This window comes from Actinoplanes sp. ATCC 53533, assembly GCF_003947245.1.
This window is the reverse complement of record NZ_QHHV01000173.1, coordinates 1-17566: the sequence shown is the minus strand read 5'-3', so window position 1 is coordinate 17566 and position 17566 is coordinate 1. Positions and strand designations below refer to the sequence as shown.

General features: G+C 70.8%; 21 protein-coding genes. 12 read left to right on the top strand and 9 right to left on the bottom strand.

The annotated features are described in order from the left end of the window. Positions 1-1039, bottom strand: a 1039-nt coding sequence (locus DMB66_RS43615; protein WP_125809997.1) for an arginine deiminase, incomplete at its 3' end; no start/stop codon positions are given. Between the two features lie 324 nt (positions 1040-1363). On the opposite strand from DMB66_RS43615, the gene DMB66_RS43610 reads away from it, so the two are divergent. The 5 genes from DMB66_RS43610 to pheA all read left to right on the top strand — a co-directional run bounded on the left by DMB66_RS43610 (position 1364) and on the right by pheA (position 4838). Beyond that, complete coding sequence (locus tag DMB66_RS43610; RefSeq protein ID WP_125810000.1) at positions 1364-2098, top strand: hypothetical protein; 735 nt, start codon at positions 1364-1366, stop codon at positions 2096-2098. Positions 2099-2228: 130 nt separating this feature from the next. Then, positions 2229-2717: a hypothetical protein gene (locus DMB66_RS43605; RefSeq protein WP_370320384.1), complete on the top strand. Its 489-nt coding sequence runs from the start codon at positions 2229-2231 to the stop codon at positions 2715-2717. 75 nt (positions 2718-2792) lie between these two features. Beyond that, entirely contained in the window at positions 2793-3185 is a 393-nt protein-coding gene (locus DMB66_RS43600) for an ACT domain-containing protein (RefSeq protein WP_125809996.1), read from the top strand. A 58-nt stretch (positions 3186-3243) separates the two neighbouring features. Then, a complete protein-coding gene (locus DMB66_RS43595; protein WP_125809995.1) occupies positions 3244-3834 on the top strand; it encodes a hypothetical protein in 591 nt (196 codons plus the stop codon). Between the two features lie 47 nt (positions 3835-3881). Then, the gene (gene pheA, locus DMB66_RS43590) at positions 3882-4838 is read left to right on the top strand and encodes a prephenate dehydratase (RefSeq protein ID WP_125809994.1); all 957 of its coding nucleotides are present in this window, start codon (positions 3882-3884) and stop codon (positions 4836-4838) included. Between the two features lie 305 nt (positions 4839-5143). Here the strand turns inward: pheA and DMB66_RS43585 are convergent, their stop codons facing one another. The 3 genes from DMB66_RS43585 to DMB66_RS43575 all read right to left on the bottom strand — a co-directional run bounded on the left by DMB66_RS43585 (position 5144) and on the right by DMB66_RS43575 (position 6777). Further along, positions 5144-5878, bottom strand: a complete 735-nt coding sequence (locus DMB66_RS43585; RefSeq protein WP_125809993.1) for an AIM24 family protein — start codon at positions 5876-5878, stop codon at positions 5144-5146. A 64-nt stretch (positions 5879-5942) separates the two neighbouring features. Continuing rightward, positions 5943-6284: a metallopeptidase family protein gene (locus DMB66_RS43580; protein WP_199752969.1), complete on the bottom strand. Its 342-nt coding sequence runs from the start codon at positions 6282-6284 to the stop codon at positions 5943-5945. Positions 6285-6348: 64 nt separating this feature from the next. Then, positions 6349-6777, bottom strand: coding sequence for an OsmC family protein (locus DMB66_RS43575; protein ID WP_125809991.1), 429 nt, complete (start codon positions 6775-6777; stop codon positions 6349-6351). Positions 6778-6844: 67 nt separating this feature from the next. Between DMB66_RS43575 and DMB66_RS43570 the strand changes: the two genes are divergently transcribed. The 4 genes from DMB66_RS43570 to DMB66_RS43555 all read left to right on the top strand — a co-directional run bounded on the left by DMB66_RS43570 (position 6845) and on the right by DMB66_RS43555 (position 10647). Beyond that, positions 6845-7609: a hypothetical protein gene (locus DMB66_RS43570; RefSeq protein WP_125809990.1), complete on the top strand. Its 765-nt coding sequence runs from the start codon at positions 6845-6847 to the stop codon at positions 7607-7609. Positions 7610-7657: 48 nt separating this feature from the next. After that, positions 7658-8920 carry a serine--tRNA ligase gene (gene serS, locus DMB66_RS43565; protein WP_125809989.1) on the top strand — a complete coding sequence of 421 codons (1263 nt, stop codon included), beginning with the start codon at positions 7658-7660 and terminating at the stop codon, positions 8918-8920. A 108-nt stretch (positions 8921-9028) separates the two neighbouring features. Beyond that, on the top strand, positions 9029-9841 hold the full coding sequence (locus DMB66_RS43560) for an HAD family hydrolase (protein WP_125809988.1): 813 nt from the start codon (positions 9029-9031) through the stop codon (positions 9839-9841). Then, positions 9841-10647 (top strand): HAD family hydrolase, encoded by an 807-nt coding sequence (locus DMB66_RS43555; RefSeq protein ID WP_199752968.1) that lies wholly within the window; start codon positions 9841-9843, stop codon positions 10645-10647. Before DMB66_RS43560 ends, DMB66_RS43555 begins: the two co-directional genes overlap by 1 nt. Here DMB66_RS43555 and DMB66_RS43550 read toward each other — a convergent pair. After that, complete coding sequence (locus DMB66_RS43550) at positions 10644-11219, bottom strand: bacterial proteasome activator family protein (protein WP_125809986.1); 576 nt, start codon at positions 11217-11219, stop codon at positions 10644-10646. The genes DMB66_RS43555 and DMB66_RS43550 overlap by 4 nt on opposite strands. A gap of 35 nt (positions 11220-11254) precedes the next feature. Further along, a complete protein-coding gene (ddaH, locus tag DMB66_RS43545) occupies positions 11255-12082 on the bottom strand; it encodes a dimethylargininase (protein WP_125809985.1) in 828 nt (275 codons plus the stop codon). A gap of 67 nt (positions 12083-12149) precedes the next feature. Here ddaH and DMB66_RS43540 point away from each other — a divergent pair, with 67 nt between their 5' ends. Next, positions 12150-12608 (top strand): Lrp/AsnC family transcriptional regulator, encoded by a 459-nt coding sequence (locus DMB66_RS43540; protein WP_125809984.1) that lies wholly within the window; start codon positions 12150-12152, stop codon positions 12606-12608. A gap of 36 nt (positions 12609-12644) precedes the next feature. Next, positions 12645-14483: a beta-propeller domain-containing protein gene (locus tag DMB66_RS43535; protein WP_125809983.1), complete on the top strand. Its 1839-nt coding sequence runs from the start codon at positions 12645-12647 to the stop codon at positions 14481-14483. A gap of 3 nt (positions 14484-14486) precedes the next feature. On the opposite strand, the gene DMB66_RS43530 is transcribed toward DMB66_RS43535, so the two are convergent. The 3 genes from DMB66_RS43530 to DMB66_RS43520 are packed head-to-tail and all read right to left on the bottom strand — an operon-like array spanning position 14487 to position 16471. After that, on the bottom strand, positions 14487-15575 hold the full coding sequence (locus tag DMB66_RS43530) for a hypothetical protein (protein ID WP_125809982.1): 1089 nt from the start codon (positions 15573-15575) through the stop codon (positions 14487-14489). 57 nt (positions 15576-15632) lie between these two features. Further along, a complete protein-coding gene (locus tag DMB66_RS43525; protein WP_125809981.1) occupies positions 15633-15875 on the bottom strand; it encodes a DUF6457 domain-containing protein in 243 nt (80 codons plus the stop codon). Then, on the bottom strand, positions 15872-16471 hold the full coding sequence (locus DMB66_RS43520; RefSeq protein WP_255441284.1) for a molybdenum cofactor guanylyltransferase: 600 nt from the start codon (positions 16469-16471) through the stop codon (positions 15872-15874). Before DMB66_RS43520 ends, DMB66_RS43525 begins: the two co-directional genes overlap by 4 nt. Positions 16472-16588: 117 nt before the next feature. On the opposite strand from DMB66_RS43520, the gene fdhD reads away from it, so the two are divergent. Then, positions 16589-17416 carry a formate dehydrogenase accessory sulfurtransferase FdhD gene (gene fdhD / locus DMB66_RS43515; protein WP_125809980.1) on the top strand — a complete coding sequence of 276 codons (828 nt, stop codon included), beginning with the start codon at positions 16589-16591 and terminating at the stop codon, positions 17414-17416. The last annotated feature ends 150 nt before the right edge of the window (positions 17417-17566 follow it).

Genomic DNA, 17566 nt, shown 5'->3' with positions numbered 1-17566 from the left:
CCAGCGTGTTGTTGCCGTCGTCCCACTGCTCGCGCTCGGCGGTGACCGGGTCCAGCCCGGTGTCGATGATGCGGAGCCGGTCGATGCCCATCGCCTCGGCGGCCGCGTCCAGGAACGGCCGGGACGGGCCGACCACCGGCTCGCCGTCGAAGCCGGCGGTCACCGGGTAGGCCCGCAGGGTGTCGGCGATGTTGGGATACATCACCACGGCGTCGACGTCGACCATCGTGCACACCGTGTCGAGATGCATGGTGGCGCGTTCCTGGGCGATCGGCACCGCCAGGATCGTGTGGGCGAGCCCGGCGGCGAAGACCCGGCGGGCGAGTCGCTCGGCACCGGCCGGGGTGGTGCGCTCGCCGACACCGATCGCCAGCACGTTCGGGGCCAGCAGCAGCACGTCGCCGCCCTCGACGTGTTCGAGGCCCGGCTGGTAGAGCGTCGCGGTGCCCACGAAGCGCGGGTGATGGGTGTAGATGGCCTGGGTCAGCGTGGTCTCGCGGCCGCGGGCCGGCATGGCCAGGCTGGTGACCGCGACCTGGTCGCGCACCCAGACCGAGGAGTCGCGGGTGAACAGCAGGTTGGGCAGCGGGTCGATGACGAAGTCGAGCCGGTCCATGAGCTGGTAGACCAGGCCGCCCGACCGGCCCGGACCCGGCTTGACCTCCTCGTGCGCCAGCCCGGCCATCAGCACCTGGGCCAGCTCGCGCGGGCCGAGGTCGGCCAGGTGGGCCGCGACCCGCTCGCGCAGGGTGTCGCCGAGCCTGGGGGCGTCCAGCACGCTCCCGGTCAGCGCTTCCCGTGCCGCCGCCACGGCCAAGGTCTCCTCGAGCAACTCGCCCAGGTAGAGAACCTCGACGCCGCGATCGCGCAGGGCCGCGGCGAAGGCGTCGTGCTCCTCCTGCGCGCGGCCCACCCACGGGATGCCGTCGAACAGCAGGGAGTCGTTGTTGCGGGGGGTCAGCCTCGCGAGCTCGGCGCCGGGCCGGTGCAGCATGACCGTGGCTAGCCGGCTCACTTCGCTGTCAACGTAGTGGGCCACGGGTCGAGCCTAGGTGCTCGCACCCGTCGAGCGCGATCACTTCCGAGCCACACGGCCCGGAGCCGTGTTGTGACTCACTGCGAATAATTTTGAGACAACGCTGCGCCATCAGGGTAGGCAACGCTAACTTGGCGGGGACGTTTCGGATTCCCGGGGAGCCCTAGGTCGCGTGATGCACCATACGGAAAAAGTACATGTGCGTGAATGCGGCATTCATCCCCACTCATTCCGCTTTCTTTCCGGTCCGACGACTTGCTTGAGTACCGGGTCCAACACGTACCGTAGTGGAAAGAGAGCCCGATGGACCTTTTGCCGGAGGTCGCAGTGACTGTCTTCCCCGCACGTCCCGCCCTGCCCCTGCCGTCTCGAACCTACCCACCAGCCATCGATCCTCGACGCACCGCACCGCCCGCGGCGCTCGAGCCTCGCCAGAACCCCGTCGAGTGGGCCCGCCGACGCCGCGCCGAGCGCGACGCCCGCCGCCTCGAGGCAGCCGGCGCTCGCGCGCTGACCCGCCTCGACCGGCTCGGTCCCGCCTGGCACATCGTCGACTGGCCCCGCACCGACTCACAGGGCCACGAGCACGACCCCACCGACGACCGCGCCGGATTCCTCGCGATCGGCCCGGGCGGCGTCTATGCCGTCACCGTCGCCGACCACGGCCGCGCCCGGGTGCTGATCGCCGGGGACGTCGTGCAGATCAACGGCAAGCGCCCGGCGTACGTCGCCGAGGCTCGCCGTGACGCCAAGCGTGCCGGCCGGGCCATGAGCTCCGCCGTCGGGCTGAGCGTGCCCGTCACCCCCGTGCTGGCGTTCGTCGGTTCCGGGGTGATCAGCGTCCACGGGCTGCCGAAGGACTGCCTCGTGGCCACCCACAAGGAGCTCGACCGGCTGCTGATCGCCGGTGGCGCCCGAATTTCACCTGCCACCGCGAATAAACTCTCAGCAGTGGCACAACACCCCGCTACCTGGGCAAACGCGCCGTATCGGCCGGTTGGCGACTACCGGTGGTACCCAAGCGGCCAAACGGCCGCTGACAAGCGGCCGACCCGCCGGTAACGTTTCCTGCAGAGCACCGCTTGCCGTCGAGGGTTGACGGCAGCGACGCCGGCCGGACGCTCGAGGAGTCGAGGCTTAAGCTTCGGATCCGAGCATGTCCGGCCGGAGTCAGGCCAGGTGCACGGCACGGATGAAGAGGGAGTTGCGGGTGGCGCACGTCGAGCTCTCACTCTCGGGAGCGTATGTGCCACAGGCGCGTACGCCGGCCGAGTCCGAGTTCGTCTCGAGCATCGACCGCTGGGCGGCAACGGTCTGGCAGGCTGTCGAGCCCTGTCTGGTCATCGACACGGCCTTCAGGATCGTGGCCGTCTCGCCGTCGGCGAGCGAACTTCTCGGCCTGGGCAAGGGCCTCGACGCGGTCGGGCAGCCCCTGCTCGGCGGCGACGGCTCCCTGCGCCTCATCGACTTCACGGCCGGCGGGGGCGACCTCACCGAGCAGGAGATCGAGAAGATTCCGCCGCTGCTCGCGCTCACCAGCGAGCGGCTGGCCCGCGGCCTCATGCGGGTCCAGCCGACCGGCGAGGAGAGTCATCTGACGGTCGACGCGATCGCCAGCCCGCTGTCGGAGTCCGGCCGGGTGGCCGCATCTTTGACCTTCTTCTCCGCGATCCGGTATTAGTCACCCGATCATGTGGCGATCAACGCACCGGCTACCCATTGGGATCGTGGGCGTCCGGACCGTAGTGTTCCCCTCATGCTCGATCTAGATCTGCTACCAGCGGAGTACGCGGTGTGCCGGCTGCCGGCCGGTTCTGCCTTGCCGGCCTCCCTGAGCAGCGGTCCGGACGACAAGAGCGTCATCTCGGTGACCTGGGCGCCCGACGAGCTCTCCGTGATCTGCCCGGCCGACCGGGTGCCGGAGGGCGCCACCGTCGAAGCCTCCTGGCGCTGCCTGCGCGTCATCGGCCCGCTGGATCTCGCCCTCACCGGCGTGCTCGCCTCGCTGATCGGCCCGCTGGCCGACGCCCGGGTCAACATCGTCGCCTTCTCCACCTACGACACCGACTATCTGCTCATCCCGCAGGTCCGGCTCACCGAGGCGGTCGACACGCTGACCGCCGCCGGCCACCGGCTCGCCTCCGCCTGATCAGAATCGCCTCCGCCGGAGCTGAGCGGAGCCGCCCCGGAGCACCTACCATGAGCCCGTGCTGCGCGACGTCCGCTACCGGCTCCTGGCACTCGCCGGGCTGCTGATGCTGCTCACCGCGTGCGGGAAGCCGCCGGATCCGCCGCTGAGCGGGCCACCGGGCGGGCCGGTCAGCGCGGGCTCGGCCTCTGCGCTGCCGAGCGGCTTCACCGCCCCCCAGCCGGTGCCCACCGGACTGCCGCCGGGCGCCCTGCCAACCCTGCCGCCCCTGCCGTACGTGCCGCCCACGACGCTGCCGCCGGTCACCACCACGACGCCGCAGACCACCACTCCCGCGTCGACCGTGTCACCCGCCCCGAAGTGCGGCGGCGGGCCGACGACGGCGCAGATGCTCGCCGTCCTGGAGGGCCTGCCCGGCATCCCGGAGCAGAAGTTGGCGGTGGCCGAGGGGCCGTTCTGCTCGGGATCGTGGCAGTTCGCCACCGTCCAGATCGCCGGCGAGGACTCCAAGGACGCGGAGCAGATCTTCGTCGTCACCACGGGCACCCCCACCGCCCTCAAGGTCATCGAGGCGGGGACGGACGTCTGCAGCGTCGAGGTGCAGACCAAGGCGCCGGCAGGCATCCGGGTCCGGGCCTGCGGGGCCTGACGGTACGGCGAACGGCCGAGGCATGTGCTGCCGCTAGGCTCAGAGCCATGCCGGGAAACCCGCCCACCCGCTTCGTCTACCTCGGCCCCGAGGGCACCTTCACCGAGCAGGCGCTCCGGACGATCCCCGCCGCCGAGCACGGAATCCGGACGCCCGCCCGCAGCGTCCCCGAGGCCCTGGAGGCCGTCCGCGCCGGCGACGCCGACGCGGCGCTCGTGCCACTGGAGAATTCCGTCGGCGGGGCGGTGCCGGTCACTCTGGACGAGCTCGGCACCGGCACGCCCCTGGTCATCACCCGTGAGGTGGTGCTGCCGGTGGAGTTCGTGCTGGCCGCCCCGCAGCTCGTGAGCCTGCACCGGATCCGGTCGGTGGCCGCGCATCCGCAGGCGTCCGCGCAGTGCCGCAACTGGCTGCGCACGCACCTGCCCGACGCGGTCGTGGTCGACATGCTGTCGAACGCCGCGGCGGCGATCAGCGCCGCGAACGGCGAGCACGGCGCGGCGATCTGCGCGCCGATCGGGGTGCCCCGCAACGACCTGACGGTGCTCGCCGACAAGATCTCCGACCACGCCGACGCGGTCACCCGGTTCGCGCTGCTGACCAGGCCGGGCCAGCCCGCACCACCGACCGGCGACGACGTGACCTCGCTGGCGGTGATGATCGACCACGACCGGGTGGGCGCGCTGCTGTCGGTGCTCACCGAGTTGGCCGTCCGGGGCATCAACCTTTCCCGCATCGAGTCCCGGCCGACCGGCAAGCAACTCGGGGTCTACGTCTTCTTCCTGGACTGCGCGGGGCACGTCGCGGAGCCCCGGCTGGGTGAGGCGCTGCAGGGGCTGCGCCGGATCTGCGCGAAGGTGCGCTTCCTGGGGTCGTACCCCCGGCACCGGTGGTCGAGGGCCGCCGCCGAGGAGCCGGCGCCGTCGCAGCCGGGCCTGACCAACGCCGACTTCGCGGACAGCGCGGCCTGGCTGGCGCGCCTGCGCTCCGGCGGGCCCAGCTAGCTGATCAGGGCGCGACGGGCCCGGCGCACTGCCCTGCGCAGCCGGCGCTCATGGTCGCTCGGATCGCTGTCGGGGCCCGCGGCGTAGGTGCCGAGGCACCACCACGTCACAACATCGACCAATGTCGAGCGGCTGAGACTCAATATCGGGTTTGTGGGAGCACGGACCTGGCAGGGTGAGGGCGGCCGTTCATGAGCCGCTAGGCGATTGGCCGCCCTCGCCCGGTGTCGGCGGGAGCGACGGTCAGCACCATGCAACCACGCACGACATCCAGCATTTGATCTAGACCTTGACCTTGACCTTGATCAATGGCCCATCAGGTTGCCGAGGATGCCGCCCTGCTGCTGCTGGCCCTGCGCGGCGCCGGCCAGACCGCCCGGCGGCTCCTCCGACGGCTGCACGACCACGAAGCCCTGGCCGGAGAAGCTCATCGTGAAGCGCTCGCCCGTGGTGCGGCCCAGCAGCGTGCCGAGGCCCATCTGCTCCGCGCGGTGGTAACCGGTCTGCAGGTTGGCCGACCAGCAGATCGCCGCCTGCGGGTCCACGTAGGTGGGCTGGTCGACGCTGAGCACGACCGGCGTGCCCTTGGTGGTGACCGCGATCCGGCCATAGCCGGAGAAGACGCAGTTGAACAGGCCGGCGTTGGACATCATGCCGACGCCCTGGACCATCTTGATGTCGTAGTTCAGCGTCGAGTCGAAGGCCAGGACGTTCGCCCCGTTGATCGAGAGGGCGTCGCCGGGCTCGATGTCGATGATGTGGATGTCGGCGGCGTTCTCCGCCAGGAAGACGTCGCCGCGGCCGCTGACCTTCATCAGCGGTACGCCTTCGCCGGTCAGCTTCTGCTTGAGGAACTTGCCGATGCCGCCCGAGCCGAGCGCCTCGAACTGCACCTGCCCCTGGTAGGCGACCATCGTGCCGACCCGGGCCATGAACTCGCCGTTCAGCTCGGCCTTGAGAAGTTTGGAATTCTGCAGTCGCAGCCCCGGCTGGGACGATTCTTTTTCGAGATTTTCGGCCGAGAACAGTTCGCTGCGCATGGAGGCCCTCCTGTTGGCGTGGATTACCAGGGTAGGCGCCCTCGGCAACGGCCGGGTCGGCTTTTCAGCCCCATCCCAGCTCGTGCAACCGCTGGTCGTCGATGCCGAAGTGGTGGGCGATCTCGTGGACCACGGTGATCGCCACCTCGTCGATGACGTCCGTCTCCGTGTCGCAGACGTGCAGCGTGGGCAACCGGTAGATGGTGATCCGGTCGGGCAGCACGCCGGCGTAGTCCCAGCCCCGGTCGGTCAGGGCGGTGCCCTCGTAGAGGCCGAGCAGGCCCATACCGCCGTCCGCCGGCAGATCCTCCACCAGGATGACGACGTTGTTCATCACCTTGAGCAACTCGGGCGGGACCTCGTCGAGGGCCTCGCCGACCAGCTCCTCGAAGCGTTCACGGCTCATGTCGACGGGCACATCGACAATTGTGCTCCACCCGCGCTGGGCGCGGGTGGAGCGGGGAGCAGCGTCAGGCGAGCTTGGCGCTCAGGGTGATCTCGGCGCCGGGCGACAGCAGCCGGGAGATCGGGCAGTTCTCCTTGGCGCCTTCGGCGATCTTGGCGAAGGTGCCCTCGTCGATGCCGGGGACGTCGCCCACGGTCTCGAGGTCGATGCGGGTGACGCCGAAGCCGGCATCGCCCTTGTCCAGGTGGACCTTGGCAACGGTCTCGACAGAGGTCGGCGTGAAGCCGGCGTCGGCGAGGCCCTTGGAGAACGCCATCGAGAAGCAGCCGGCGTGCGCGGCGCCGATGAGCTCCTCGGGGTTGGTCCCCTCGCCCTCCTCGAAGCGGGACTTGAAGGAGTAGTTCCCTTCGTACCCACCCTTGCCGGTCTTGATGGTTCCGTTGCCTTCGGTGAGGTTGCCCGACCAGCGGGCGGAAGCAGTGCGAATAGGCATACGCCTGACGCTAGTCCATCTCCATCAGCACTGGCCGGTGGACCGGGCACGGGCAATGATGGATCGCATGCCGGAGAGCGGAGAGGCCGTCGTCGAGTTCGGGCCCGGCGACGATGCCCAGGACCCGCCGGGCCGCCGCATGCCGGTCGGCGCCTTCCTGACCGGGCTCGCCGGTGACCGCCGCCTCGTGCCGCTCGCCGCGGTGCTGGGCGGGGTGGCCCTGTTCGGCTCGCTGATCTCCGAGTGGCAGATCACCGAGGTCGACGGCGCGCTCTGGGGCGACAGCGAGACGGCCGCCCGGCCGTTGGAGACCAACCTCGCCGATCTGGGCAGCTGGGGCGGCGGCTATCTGACCGGGCTGTTCCTGCTCGTCATCGCGGTGGTGCTGACCCTGTTCGGACCACCGGCGGGCCGCCGGTACGCCCGGCTCAGCGCGCTCAGTGTCGGCGGTGTGCTGCTCGCCATCGTGGCGGCGCTGACGTCGTATCTGGGCGACTCCAGCCGCGTTCTCGGCGAGCTCAACGCGGCCGGGCTGGAGGACGGTCAGATCGCCATCTCGCACGGCCGGGGCGGCTGGTGCGCGGCGGTCGGCGTGGCCCTGGTGCTGCTGGCGATGATCTTGGCGGGCCGGCATGAGGTCGCCGTTCCGGCTCAGGTCGACGCCGCCGGGGAGGCCGAGCCGTCGGCCGCGGCCGACGCCGCGGTCTGGTCCTGGCGGCGGCCGACCGCCGCCGAGGAGGAGGATGGGCCGCCCGACGCGCCGTTCGGTCTCACCGTCACCTCCGCCAAGCCGTTCACCACGTCACCGGAGAACGTGGACAAGCCCAGCTGAGGCATATCGGGGTGAAAGCGGGACATCGTCGCCGGTAGGCTCTGGGTCGTGATTGACCTGCGTCTGCTCCGTGAGGATCCCGAGCTGTTCCGTGCCAGCCAGCGAGTGCGCGGCGAGTCCCCGTCGAAGGTCGACGACCTGCTGCGCGCCGATGCCGAGCGCCGGGCCGCGACCCAGAGATTCGAGGCCGTGCGGGCGGAGCAGAAGTCCCTGGGCGCCGAGGTGTCGCGGGCCAAGGGCGACGAACGGGCAGCCCTGCTGGCCCGCACCAAGGAGCTCAGCGCCACGGTGAAGGAGATGCAGGCCGCGACCACGCGGGCCGACCAGGCTCTCCGCGAGGCGCACCTGGCCGTGCCCAATCTGGTGCAGGACGGCGTGCCCCCGGGCGGCGAGGACGACTTCGTCGTGCTGCGCGAGGTCGGCGCCCTCCCCCAGATCGACGACCCGAAGGACCACCTGGAGCTGGGCGAGGCGCTGCGGGCGATCGACACCGAGCGCGGCGCCAAGGTGTCGGGCTCGCGGTTCTACTTCCTCACCGGCGTGGGCGCCCTGTTGCAGCTCGGGATGCTGCAGTTGGCCATCGCCCAGGCCGTCGAGCACGGCTTCATCCCGTCGATCACCCCCGCGCTGGTCAAGCCGGAGGCGATGGAGGGCACCGGGTTCCTGGGCGCCCACGCGAGCGAGATCTACCGCCTCGAGGCCGACGACCTCTACCTCGTGGGCACGTCGGAGGTGGCGCTGGCGGCGTACCACTCGAACGAGATCCTCGACCTCGAGGGCGGTCCCGAGCGGTTCGCGGGCTGGTCGTCGTGCTTCCGCCGGGAGGCCGGGTCGCACGGCCGTGACGTCCGCGGCATCCTGCGCGTGCACCAGTTCGACAAGGTGGAGATGTTCTCCTTCTGCAAGCCGGAGGACGCCGCCGAGGAGCACCAGCGGCTGCTCGCCATGGAGGAGGAGATGCTCGCCAAGGTCGAGATCCCCTACCGGGTGATCGACGTTGCGGCCGGTGACCTCGGCTCCAGCGCCACCCGCAAGTTCGACTGCGAGGCCTGGGTGCCGTCGCAGGGTCGCTACCGCGAGGTCACCTCGACGTCGAACTGCAGCACGTTCCAGGCGCGGCGGCTCAACATCCGCTACCGCGACTCCGACGGCAAGGCGCAGACGGCGGCGACGCTCAACGGCACGCTGGCCACCACCCGCTGGCTGATCCCGATCCTGGAGAACCACCAGCAGCCCGACGGCTCGGTGCGCGTCCCCAAGGCCCTGCAGCCCTACCTCGGCGGCCGTGACGTGCTCGAACCCCCGTCTTGACGTATTGGTAACCGGCCCGCTACCTGATGGCATAGCAGCAGGTAGCCGGGCCGGTGTAACGTTTTCCTTCCGCCCTCCGCGGGGGTTGTCACACCCTCGGAGGTTTAGATGATCAGGCCTGGACTGCCCAAGCTGATCGCGACCGATCTCGATGGCACGCTCGTGCGCAGCGATGACACGGTGTCCGACTACACCCACGAGGTCCTCGGCCGGGTCCGCGCCGCCGGCATCCGCATCGTCGGGGCGACCGGCCGCGGCCCGCGCCTGACCAGTCTCGTCCAGAGCGACATCCGGGATGCCGACTTCCTCGTGCTGGCTCAGGGCGGCTGGGTGATCGATCAGCAGGAGCGCCAGGTGCTGCGCAGCGAGCGGCTCCCCGGCCGGGATCTGGCCGCCGCGCTGGCGGACCTGGAGGCCGAGGTCGGCCCGCTGTCGGTGATGGTCGAGGCGCTGGAGCACAACGACTCGCCGCTCTGGGGCGACTACGACCCGACCTGGCGCTATCCGGTCGTGGTGGAGCGGCGCTCGCGCGCCGACTGCCTGACCGGCGACGTGATCAAGGCGTTCGCGCGGTCGTTCGAGCACGACGTCGACGACCTGCTGGCCGTGGCCCAGCGGATCGTGCCGCCGCACGTGGCCTCGGTCACCCAGGCCGGCCTCAACTACATCGAGATCTGCCCGCCGAACGTCGACAAGGGCACCGGCCTGGCCGTCGTCGCGCAGGCGGTCGGTGTCGACCCTGCCGACGTGCTGGTCTTCGGGGACATGCCCAATGACCTGCCGATGTTCGCCTGGGCGGGGTGGAGCCGGGTGGCAGTGCGCAACGCACACCCGACGCTGCTCGCGGTCGCCGACGAGGTGACCCTGACCAACGACGAGGACGGCGTGGCCGTCTACCTGGACCGGCTACTGTCGAGGTGATGCCACCTTTTCGCCTCGTCGCCTCCGACATCGACGGCACCCTGATCCGGACCGACGGCACGCTCAGCCCGCGCACCATCGAGGTTCTCGATCAGCTGTATTCGCGCGGCGTCCCCACGGTCCTGGTGACCGGCCGGCCGGTGCGCTGGCTGCGCCAGCTCTACGACCAGATGGTCGAGCCGCTGCCGGCCATCTGCGCCAACGGCGCCGTGGTCTACGACCCCGACACCGACGAGATCCTGCGGGCCGCGCCGCTCTCCGTCGAGCTGCTGCTCGACGTGACCCGGCGGCTGCGCGAGGCCGTCCCGGACGTCGCGCTCGCCGTCGAGGTCGAGGACGGCCGGAGCTTCTGGTACGAGGAGAAGTGGCCCCTGCATTGGGACGGTGAGCACAAGCGGGTCCGCGTGCTCACCTCGCCCGAGGAGCTCACCTCCGTGCCGGCGGTCAAGCTGCTCGCCCGCTCGGCCAGCTACGGCCCGGACGACTTCGCCGAACTGGTCAGCCGCAAGCTGAGCGGGATCGCCGAGGCGACGCACTCGTCGTCGTCCGCGCTGGTGGAGATCTCCGCCGCCGGGGTGACCAAGGCGGCCGGGCTGGCCTGGCTCTGCGAGCGCGAGGGCTACACCGCCGAAGACGTCGTGGCGTTCGGGGACATGCCGAACGACCTGCCCCTGCTGGCCTGGGCAGGCCGTTCCGTGGCGATGGGCAACGCCCACCCCGCCCTCCGCGAGATCGCCGACGAGGTGACGCTCACGAACGACGAGGACGGCGTCGCCGTCTATCTCGAAAAGCTCTTCGAGATCTAGAGATACTGGCCGGTGCGGCCGGTGCCGTCGGCGGTGCCCTGACCCGGCAGGCCGGGGATGACCCCGTTGGGACCCACCGGCAGGGCCGGCCGGCCGGCGTTGGCGCCGCGCATCTGCTCGAGCTGCAGCCGCGCCGCCATCTGCTGCGCGACCAGGGCCGCCTGGATGCCGTGGAAGAGGCCCTCCAGCCAGCCCACGAGCTGAGCCTGGGCGATCCGCAGCTCGGGCTCGCTGGGCGGGGTGTCGCCCTCGAACGGCAGCGACAGCCGCTCAAGCTCCTCCTGCAGCTCCGGGGCCAGGCCGTCCTCAAGCTCCTTGATGGACCGCTGGTGAATCTCCTTCAGCCGGCCGCGGCTGGCCTCGTCCAGCGGCGCCGCCCGGACCTCCTCCAGCAACTGCTTGATCATGCTGCCGATCCGCATGACCTTCGCGGGCTGCTCGATCAGGTTGCCGGGCTCCTCGGGCTTGAGGTTGCCGTCCGTCCCCACCGTGCCCAGGGGGCGGCCGTCCGGGCCCACCACGATGACGGATTCGTCTTCCTGCTGGTCTGAGGTACGGGTGTCGTCGGTCATGCAATCCATCTTGCCGCAGGCGGCCCAGTGGTCTGTCAGGGGCGTAGCTCCGCCACCGCGCACTTGACCGAGCCGCCACCGCGCTTGAGCTCGGACAACTCCACCAACACCGGCGTATAGCCGTGCGCCCGGACCTTGTCGGCCATCGCGGTCGCCTCGGTGTTGAGGATCACGTGATGACCGTCACTGACCAGATTCAGACCGAAGGCCTCGGCGTCGGCGCGGTCCGCGATGACCGCGTCCGGGAACAGCTGGCGCAGGACCCGCTGCGACGCCGCCGAGAAGGCCTCGGGGTAGTACGTGATGTGCCGGTCGTCCAGCGCCGCCAGCGCGGTGTCCAGGTGGTAGAACGCCGGATCGACCAGCTTGAGGGAGACCACCGGCCGGCCGAGAACCTCCTGGGCCTCCGCGTGCGCGGCCGGGTCGGTGCGGAAGCCGTGACCGGCGAGGATCAGGCCGCCGTACGCTCCCGGCAGGTATGCGAAGTCGCCCTCACCCTCGTTGACGTGCACCGGGTCGGCGAAGGTCCACGGGCCGCCGGCGTAGAAGAGCTGATGGGCGGCGGCCTCGGCGGCACGCTGGGGATACTTGAACCGGGCGCCGTAGACCGTGCCGTCGACGGAGAAGGCGCCGTTGGCCGCGTACACCATGTCGGGCAGGCCGGGACGGGCGTCCAGCACGTGCACGGCGTGCCCCAGGTCGCTGAGCGTGTCGTGAAGCAGATGCCATTGCCTGAGCGCGAGGGCCGGATCAACCGGGGCGGTGGTGTCCATCCATGGGTTGATCGCGTACTCGACCGTGAAGTGCTCAGGCGGACACATGAGATATGTCCTGTTTCGCGGCAAGCGCTCCGTGTGGCTCATGAGGTAAAGGGTAGGTAGGCTGACACGTCGTAAACAGCTCGAACTCTTGCTCGTCGGAGGCGAATCGTTGCAGATGGACGCCATTGACCAGCGAATCATTGCGTTGCTCGTCGCGGACGCGCGAGCGTCGTACGCCGAGATCGGCGCGCGGGTCTCCCTGAGCGCCCCCGCGGTGAAGCGACGCGTTGATCGGCTGCGCTCCAGCGGTGTCATCAAGGGATTCACCACGGTCATCGAGCCGGCCGCCGTGGGCTGGACCACCGAGGCGTTCGTCGAGCTGTTCTGCACCGGCCGCACCACCCCGGCGCAGATCACCGTCGCCACCCGGCGGCATCCCGAGGTCGTCGGCGCCTACACGGTCTCGGGTCAGGCTGACGCGCTCGTGCACCTGCGCGCCGCCGACATCGGCCACCTCGAACAAGCCCTCGAGCGGCTGCGGGCCGAGCCCTTCGTGACCTCCACCCGCAGCATGGTCGTGCTGTCCCGGCTGGTCGAGCTCCCGACACCGGTGCCCGCCCCGAATTAGCCGGAACCAGGGACGGTCACCCAGCGTCCCACTGGAATGTCGCACCGTCTGCTGTTCTGCGCCGTCCTCGCGCTCGCCGTACCGCTCGCGGGCTGCACCGCCTCGAAGAAGCCGCCCGCCGCACCACCCCCGTCCGCCGGCGTTGGCGGAGCTATGCGGCTGGTCGCGTTCGACTCCTGCGAGCAGCTCTTCGCCGACCTGAGGAAGGCGGCCAAGGCCAACGTCGGGCCGTACGGCCTGCCCGGCAACCAGATGATGGATAGGTTCGCCATGTCCGGCGGCGCCCGCTCCATGGCCGATGCTGCCGGCGCGGAGGCCCAGCGAGCCGCGCCGGCCCCGGGCTTCTCCGGCACCAACGTGCACGAGCAGGGCGCCGACGAGCCCGACCTGATCAAGACCGACGGCCGGCGGATCGTCACCATCAGCGAGGGCGTCCTGCGGGTGATCGACACCGCCACCCGCAAGCAGACCGGCGAGGTCGACCTGGACGTCGGCCCGGTCGGCGACCTCCAGCTGCTGCTCACCGGCGACTCGGCCCTCGTGCTGGTGCCCTCGATCTACAACCACCCCCTGTTCGACGCCCCGTTCCCGGTCGACCAAGGTGTGCGGATACTCCTCGTCAATCTGACCGGCAAGCCGTCTGTGGTCAGCCGGTATACCGGCGAAGGCTCCCTGGTCGACGCCCGGATGACCGGCGGCACCGCCCGGATCGTGCTCCGCAGTTCGCCGCGGATCGCCTTCCCCCTCAGCTACCGCAAGGTCGACGAAAAGAAGCTGATCGCGGGGAACCGCGCGGTGATCGACAAGACTCCCGACGCGGCCTGGCTACCGCAGTGGTCGGTCACCGACAGCTCCGGGACCACGCGGGGCGAGACGGACTGCCGCAGGGTCAGCCGGCCCACCGACTTCTCCGGCGGCGCCATGGTCAGCATCCTCACCTTCGACCTGACCAGGCCGACCCTCGGCAGCGGGGATCCGGTCGCAGTCGTGGCCGACGGCGACACGGTCTACGCCACGCCGGACAGCCTCTATCTCGCCAACGACGACCGCTGGCGGTACGACCTCTTCCCCGGCCGGGTGGCGAACCGGGTCCGCCAGCAGACGGAGCTCTTCAAGTTCGCCCTCGCCGGGAACCAGCCGCCGGTCTACCGGGCGTCCGGCACCGTGCCCGGCTACCTGCTCAACCAGTACGCGATGTCCGAATGGGACAGCCACCTGCGCGTCGCCACCACGGACCCCGCGACGGACCGCTCGGCGGTGCGGGTGTTCGCGGAGCGCGACGGCAAGCTCGTGCAGACCGGCATCGCCGACGGCCTGGGCAAGGGCGAGCGGATCTACTCGGTCCGCTTCGTCGGCGCCCGGGGCTACGTCGTCACGTTCAAGCAGACGGACCCGCTCTACAGCCTGGATCTGCGTGACCCGGCGAAGCCCGCGGTCACCGGGGAGCTGAAGATCACCGGCTACTCGGCGCACCTGCAGCCGGTGGGCGAGAACAGGCTGGTCGGCATCGGCCAGGAGGCCGACGCCAACGGGCGTACGCAGGGCCTGCAGGTCTCCCTCTTCGACGTGGCAGACCCGGCGCACCCGAAGCGGCTCGCGCAGTACCACCTGCCGCAGGCCTACTCGAACGCCGAGTACGACCCGCACGCCCTGCTCTGGTGGCCGACCACGCAGCTGCTGGTCGTGCCGGTGGAATCCCGCGGCGCGCTGGCGCTGCGGGTGACCGACGACATCACCCTCGCCGATCAGCTCGACCAGCCCGAGCTGCTGCGGTCGCTGGTCGTGGGCACCGAGCTGTGGACGCTGTCGCAGACCGGCCTGCGGGCCTCCGACCTGTCCACGATGGACCAGCTGGCGTGGGTGCCGCTGAGTTAGCCGCTAGAGATACATACCCGGGCGGTGGTCGTCGCCGTCCTTGGCGTCCTTCGGCGGGGCCGGCTTGTCGCCCTCGCCGAAGAAGCGCTTGCCGCCGAACTCGCCGTGCAGCCGGTCGTCCAGCTCGTCGGCGAGGCCGGTCATCACCTGCACGGCCAGCATGAGGTGGGTGGCCTGGAAGTTGCGGCCGAAGACGGGGATCGACGCCCAGACGGTGTCCTGCGCGCAATAGAGCCGGCCGATCGGCATCCTGTTGGTCAGCTCGGAGAGCTTGACGTAGAGCTGCTCGGTCGGCTCCACCTCGGTGAGGATCGGCGAGAAGACGTCGACCAGCGGCGGATTGTCCCGGACCCGGACGAAGACCATCGCCGAGCCGGCCCGGATGCCGATGTCGCCGTCCGTGTCGACCTGCAGCTGGTCGACGGTGGTCTTCGACATGGTGGCGACGACCGTGCGCACCCGCTCCTCCAGCGGGATGACCTCGTCGGCGGCGTTGGCCAGCGCCTCGGAGAGCACGCCGTCCTCGTCGAGGTCGTCGAGGCTCAGCTCGCCGTCGATGCTCGGCTCGTGCCGGGCGGTGCCGATCGGCGCGGTGTCGATCGGCTCGTCCGCGTCGTCGTGCACCAGGTAGACCAGGAAGGCGGGGTGCGGGGCGCCGTACACGTCGCGCAGCGTGCGCGACACGATGGTGGACAGCTGCTGGGCGCTGCCGGCGTTGGTCCGCAGGCCGAACGAGTCGCCCGAATCGGGCAGCACGCCCGGCGGCGACCAGCCCAGCGCGACCAGGTCGGCAACCGACGCGCGATTCATCCGGAAGCCCTCCGGCAGGCCGGCGTTGCCGACCGCGAGCGCCTCGATGACGCCGTCCGACAGCACCCGCATGCTCACCGAATAGACGGCCGTCCCGGTGCCCGACGCGGTCGGGTCGAGCGTGATGTCGACATACGCACCCTCGGCCAGCGTGGGCAGCAGCGTGGCCAGCGCACTCGCGAACTCCCGCCAGGCCTCTGTCACTTTCGCCCGCAGGTCGGCCGTGGTCGGCTCGTCCAGCAGGACGCCCTCGGACTGGTCAGCAGTGTTCTCCGCCGTCATGATCGGCACCTCCGCCCGCCACCCTATCGAGCGCGCGGCCGGCTCACCGGCCGCGTCTCATTCCCGACCGTCGGCCGGCCAGTCGAGGGCCAGGGAGCTGAGCCGGGCGGCGACATCCGCCGGGTCCGCGCCGCGGCCCACAGCGACACCCATCAGGTACGCCGTGACGGGTGCCCCCGGGCGCACCACGTTGTGCGCGACATCGCGGGCGAGGTCGAGCACCACCTTGGTCTCGGTGTCGGCAGGGGTCAACCCCAGCTCGTCACAGGCGGCCGCGATCCAGGTGTCGAGCACGCTCACTGGGCCCACTCCTCGGCCGTCCGCAGGTCATCGTCGGTGTCGCAGTCAAACCAGGGCGGCGGTCCCGGGCGGCGCCAGGACACCTCGATGAAGCGCAGCTGATCCATGAGCGCGTGCATCGGGGCGCCGTGCAGGCTGCCCCGCTCCGCGGCGACCCGTTGGAGGGCCTCGCGCAGGGCGGACGTCCGCCAGACGCCGCAGAGCGACTGCAGCCGCCCCTCGGCGTCCCGGTAGACCGCACCCTGCATGGGCGCGGACTCGACGGTGAGCCGAAGCACATCGATGGCCTCGCCGGTCAGCAGCGGCAGATCCGCCGCGAGCAGCGCGGTGAAGCTGACCTCCGCGGGGACCAGCTCGAGGCCGGCCGCGGTCGCGGCGACCGGGCCGCCACCGGGCGGCTGCTCACTGGTCGACGCGACCGGCACCGGCAGGTCGGGAGGCACGCGGCCGACCACCACCTGCGGGTCGGCGTCATGCACCGCGGCCAGGACACGCGTCAGCATCGACTGCCCGGCCACCGCGATGGTGGGCTTGTCCGCACCACCCATCCGACGTGCCGCACCGCCGGCCAACACCACCGCCGCGAATCCCCCCACGTACGTACCGTATCCCGTACGAGACGCGAGCGTGACTGTGCGGACCGCATTGCGCGGCGCAACCGGGCCCGGCAGCGCTCCCGGCATGGGCCGAGGCGGGCGGCATACGCTCGGCTGATGGCGCGCACGATGAACCGGCGACCGGTGATGAAGATCAATCTGGATGCGGCCGCTGAGCCGCGGCGGCGGACCGACGAACTGGCCGCCGAGGAGCCGCTGGAGATCCGGCTGCGCCGGACCCCGCTGGCCGTGACCATGCGGACCCCGGGCCACGACATCGACCTGGCCATGGGCTTTCTGCTGACCGAGGGCATCATCCGTACGGCGGCTGACGTCGTCACCGCCCAACTCTGCGCCGGCACGGACGCGCCGAACACGTACAACGTGGTCGACGTGGTGCTCGGCGCGGACGTGCCACCGCCGGTGACCGACCCGAGCCGCAACTTCTACACGACCAGCTCGTGCGGGGTGTGCGGCAAGGCCAGCATCGACGCGGTCCGCACCCGGTCACAGTTCGACGTGGCCGCGGACACCTGCACGGTGCCGGCGGGGGTCCTGGCCGACCTGCCGGACCGGCTCCGGGCCGCGCAGCGCACCTTCGACCGCACCGGCGGGTTGCACGCGGCCGGCCTGTTCACCGCCGAGGGCGAGTTGCTGGCGCTCCGCGAGGACGTCGGACGGCACAACGCCGTCGACAAGGTGATCGGCTGGGCGCTGCGCGAGGGACGGCTGCCGCTAGCCGGGCACGTGCTGCTCGTCTCCGGCCGGGCCAGCTTCGAACTGACCCAGAAGGCGTGGATGGCGGGAATTCCAATGCTCGCGGCCGTGTCCGCGCCGAGCACCCTGGCCGCCGAACTGGCCGACGAGGCGGGCATGACCCTGGTCGGCTTCCTGCGCGGACGGACCATGAACGTGTACGCGGGAACGCAGCGCGTGGCCGTCTGAGTTCGTACGGTCTTCCACGGCCCTTCACCCGGGCCACGCGGTCAGGACATTCACGGTCATGAGGCTGCTGGCATGGCACTCTCACGACGTAACCTCCTGCTCAGCGGCGCTGCGGCCGGCGTGGCGGGCGCGGCGGCCGGCGTGGCGGGC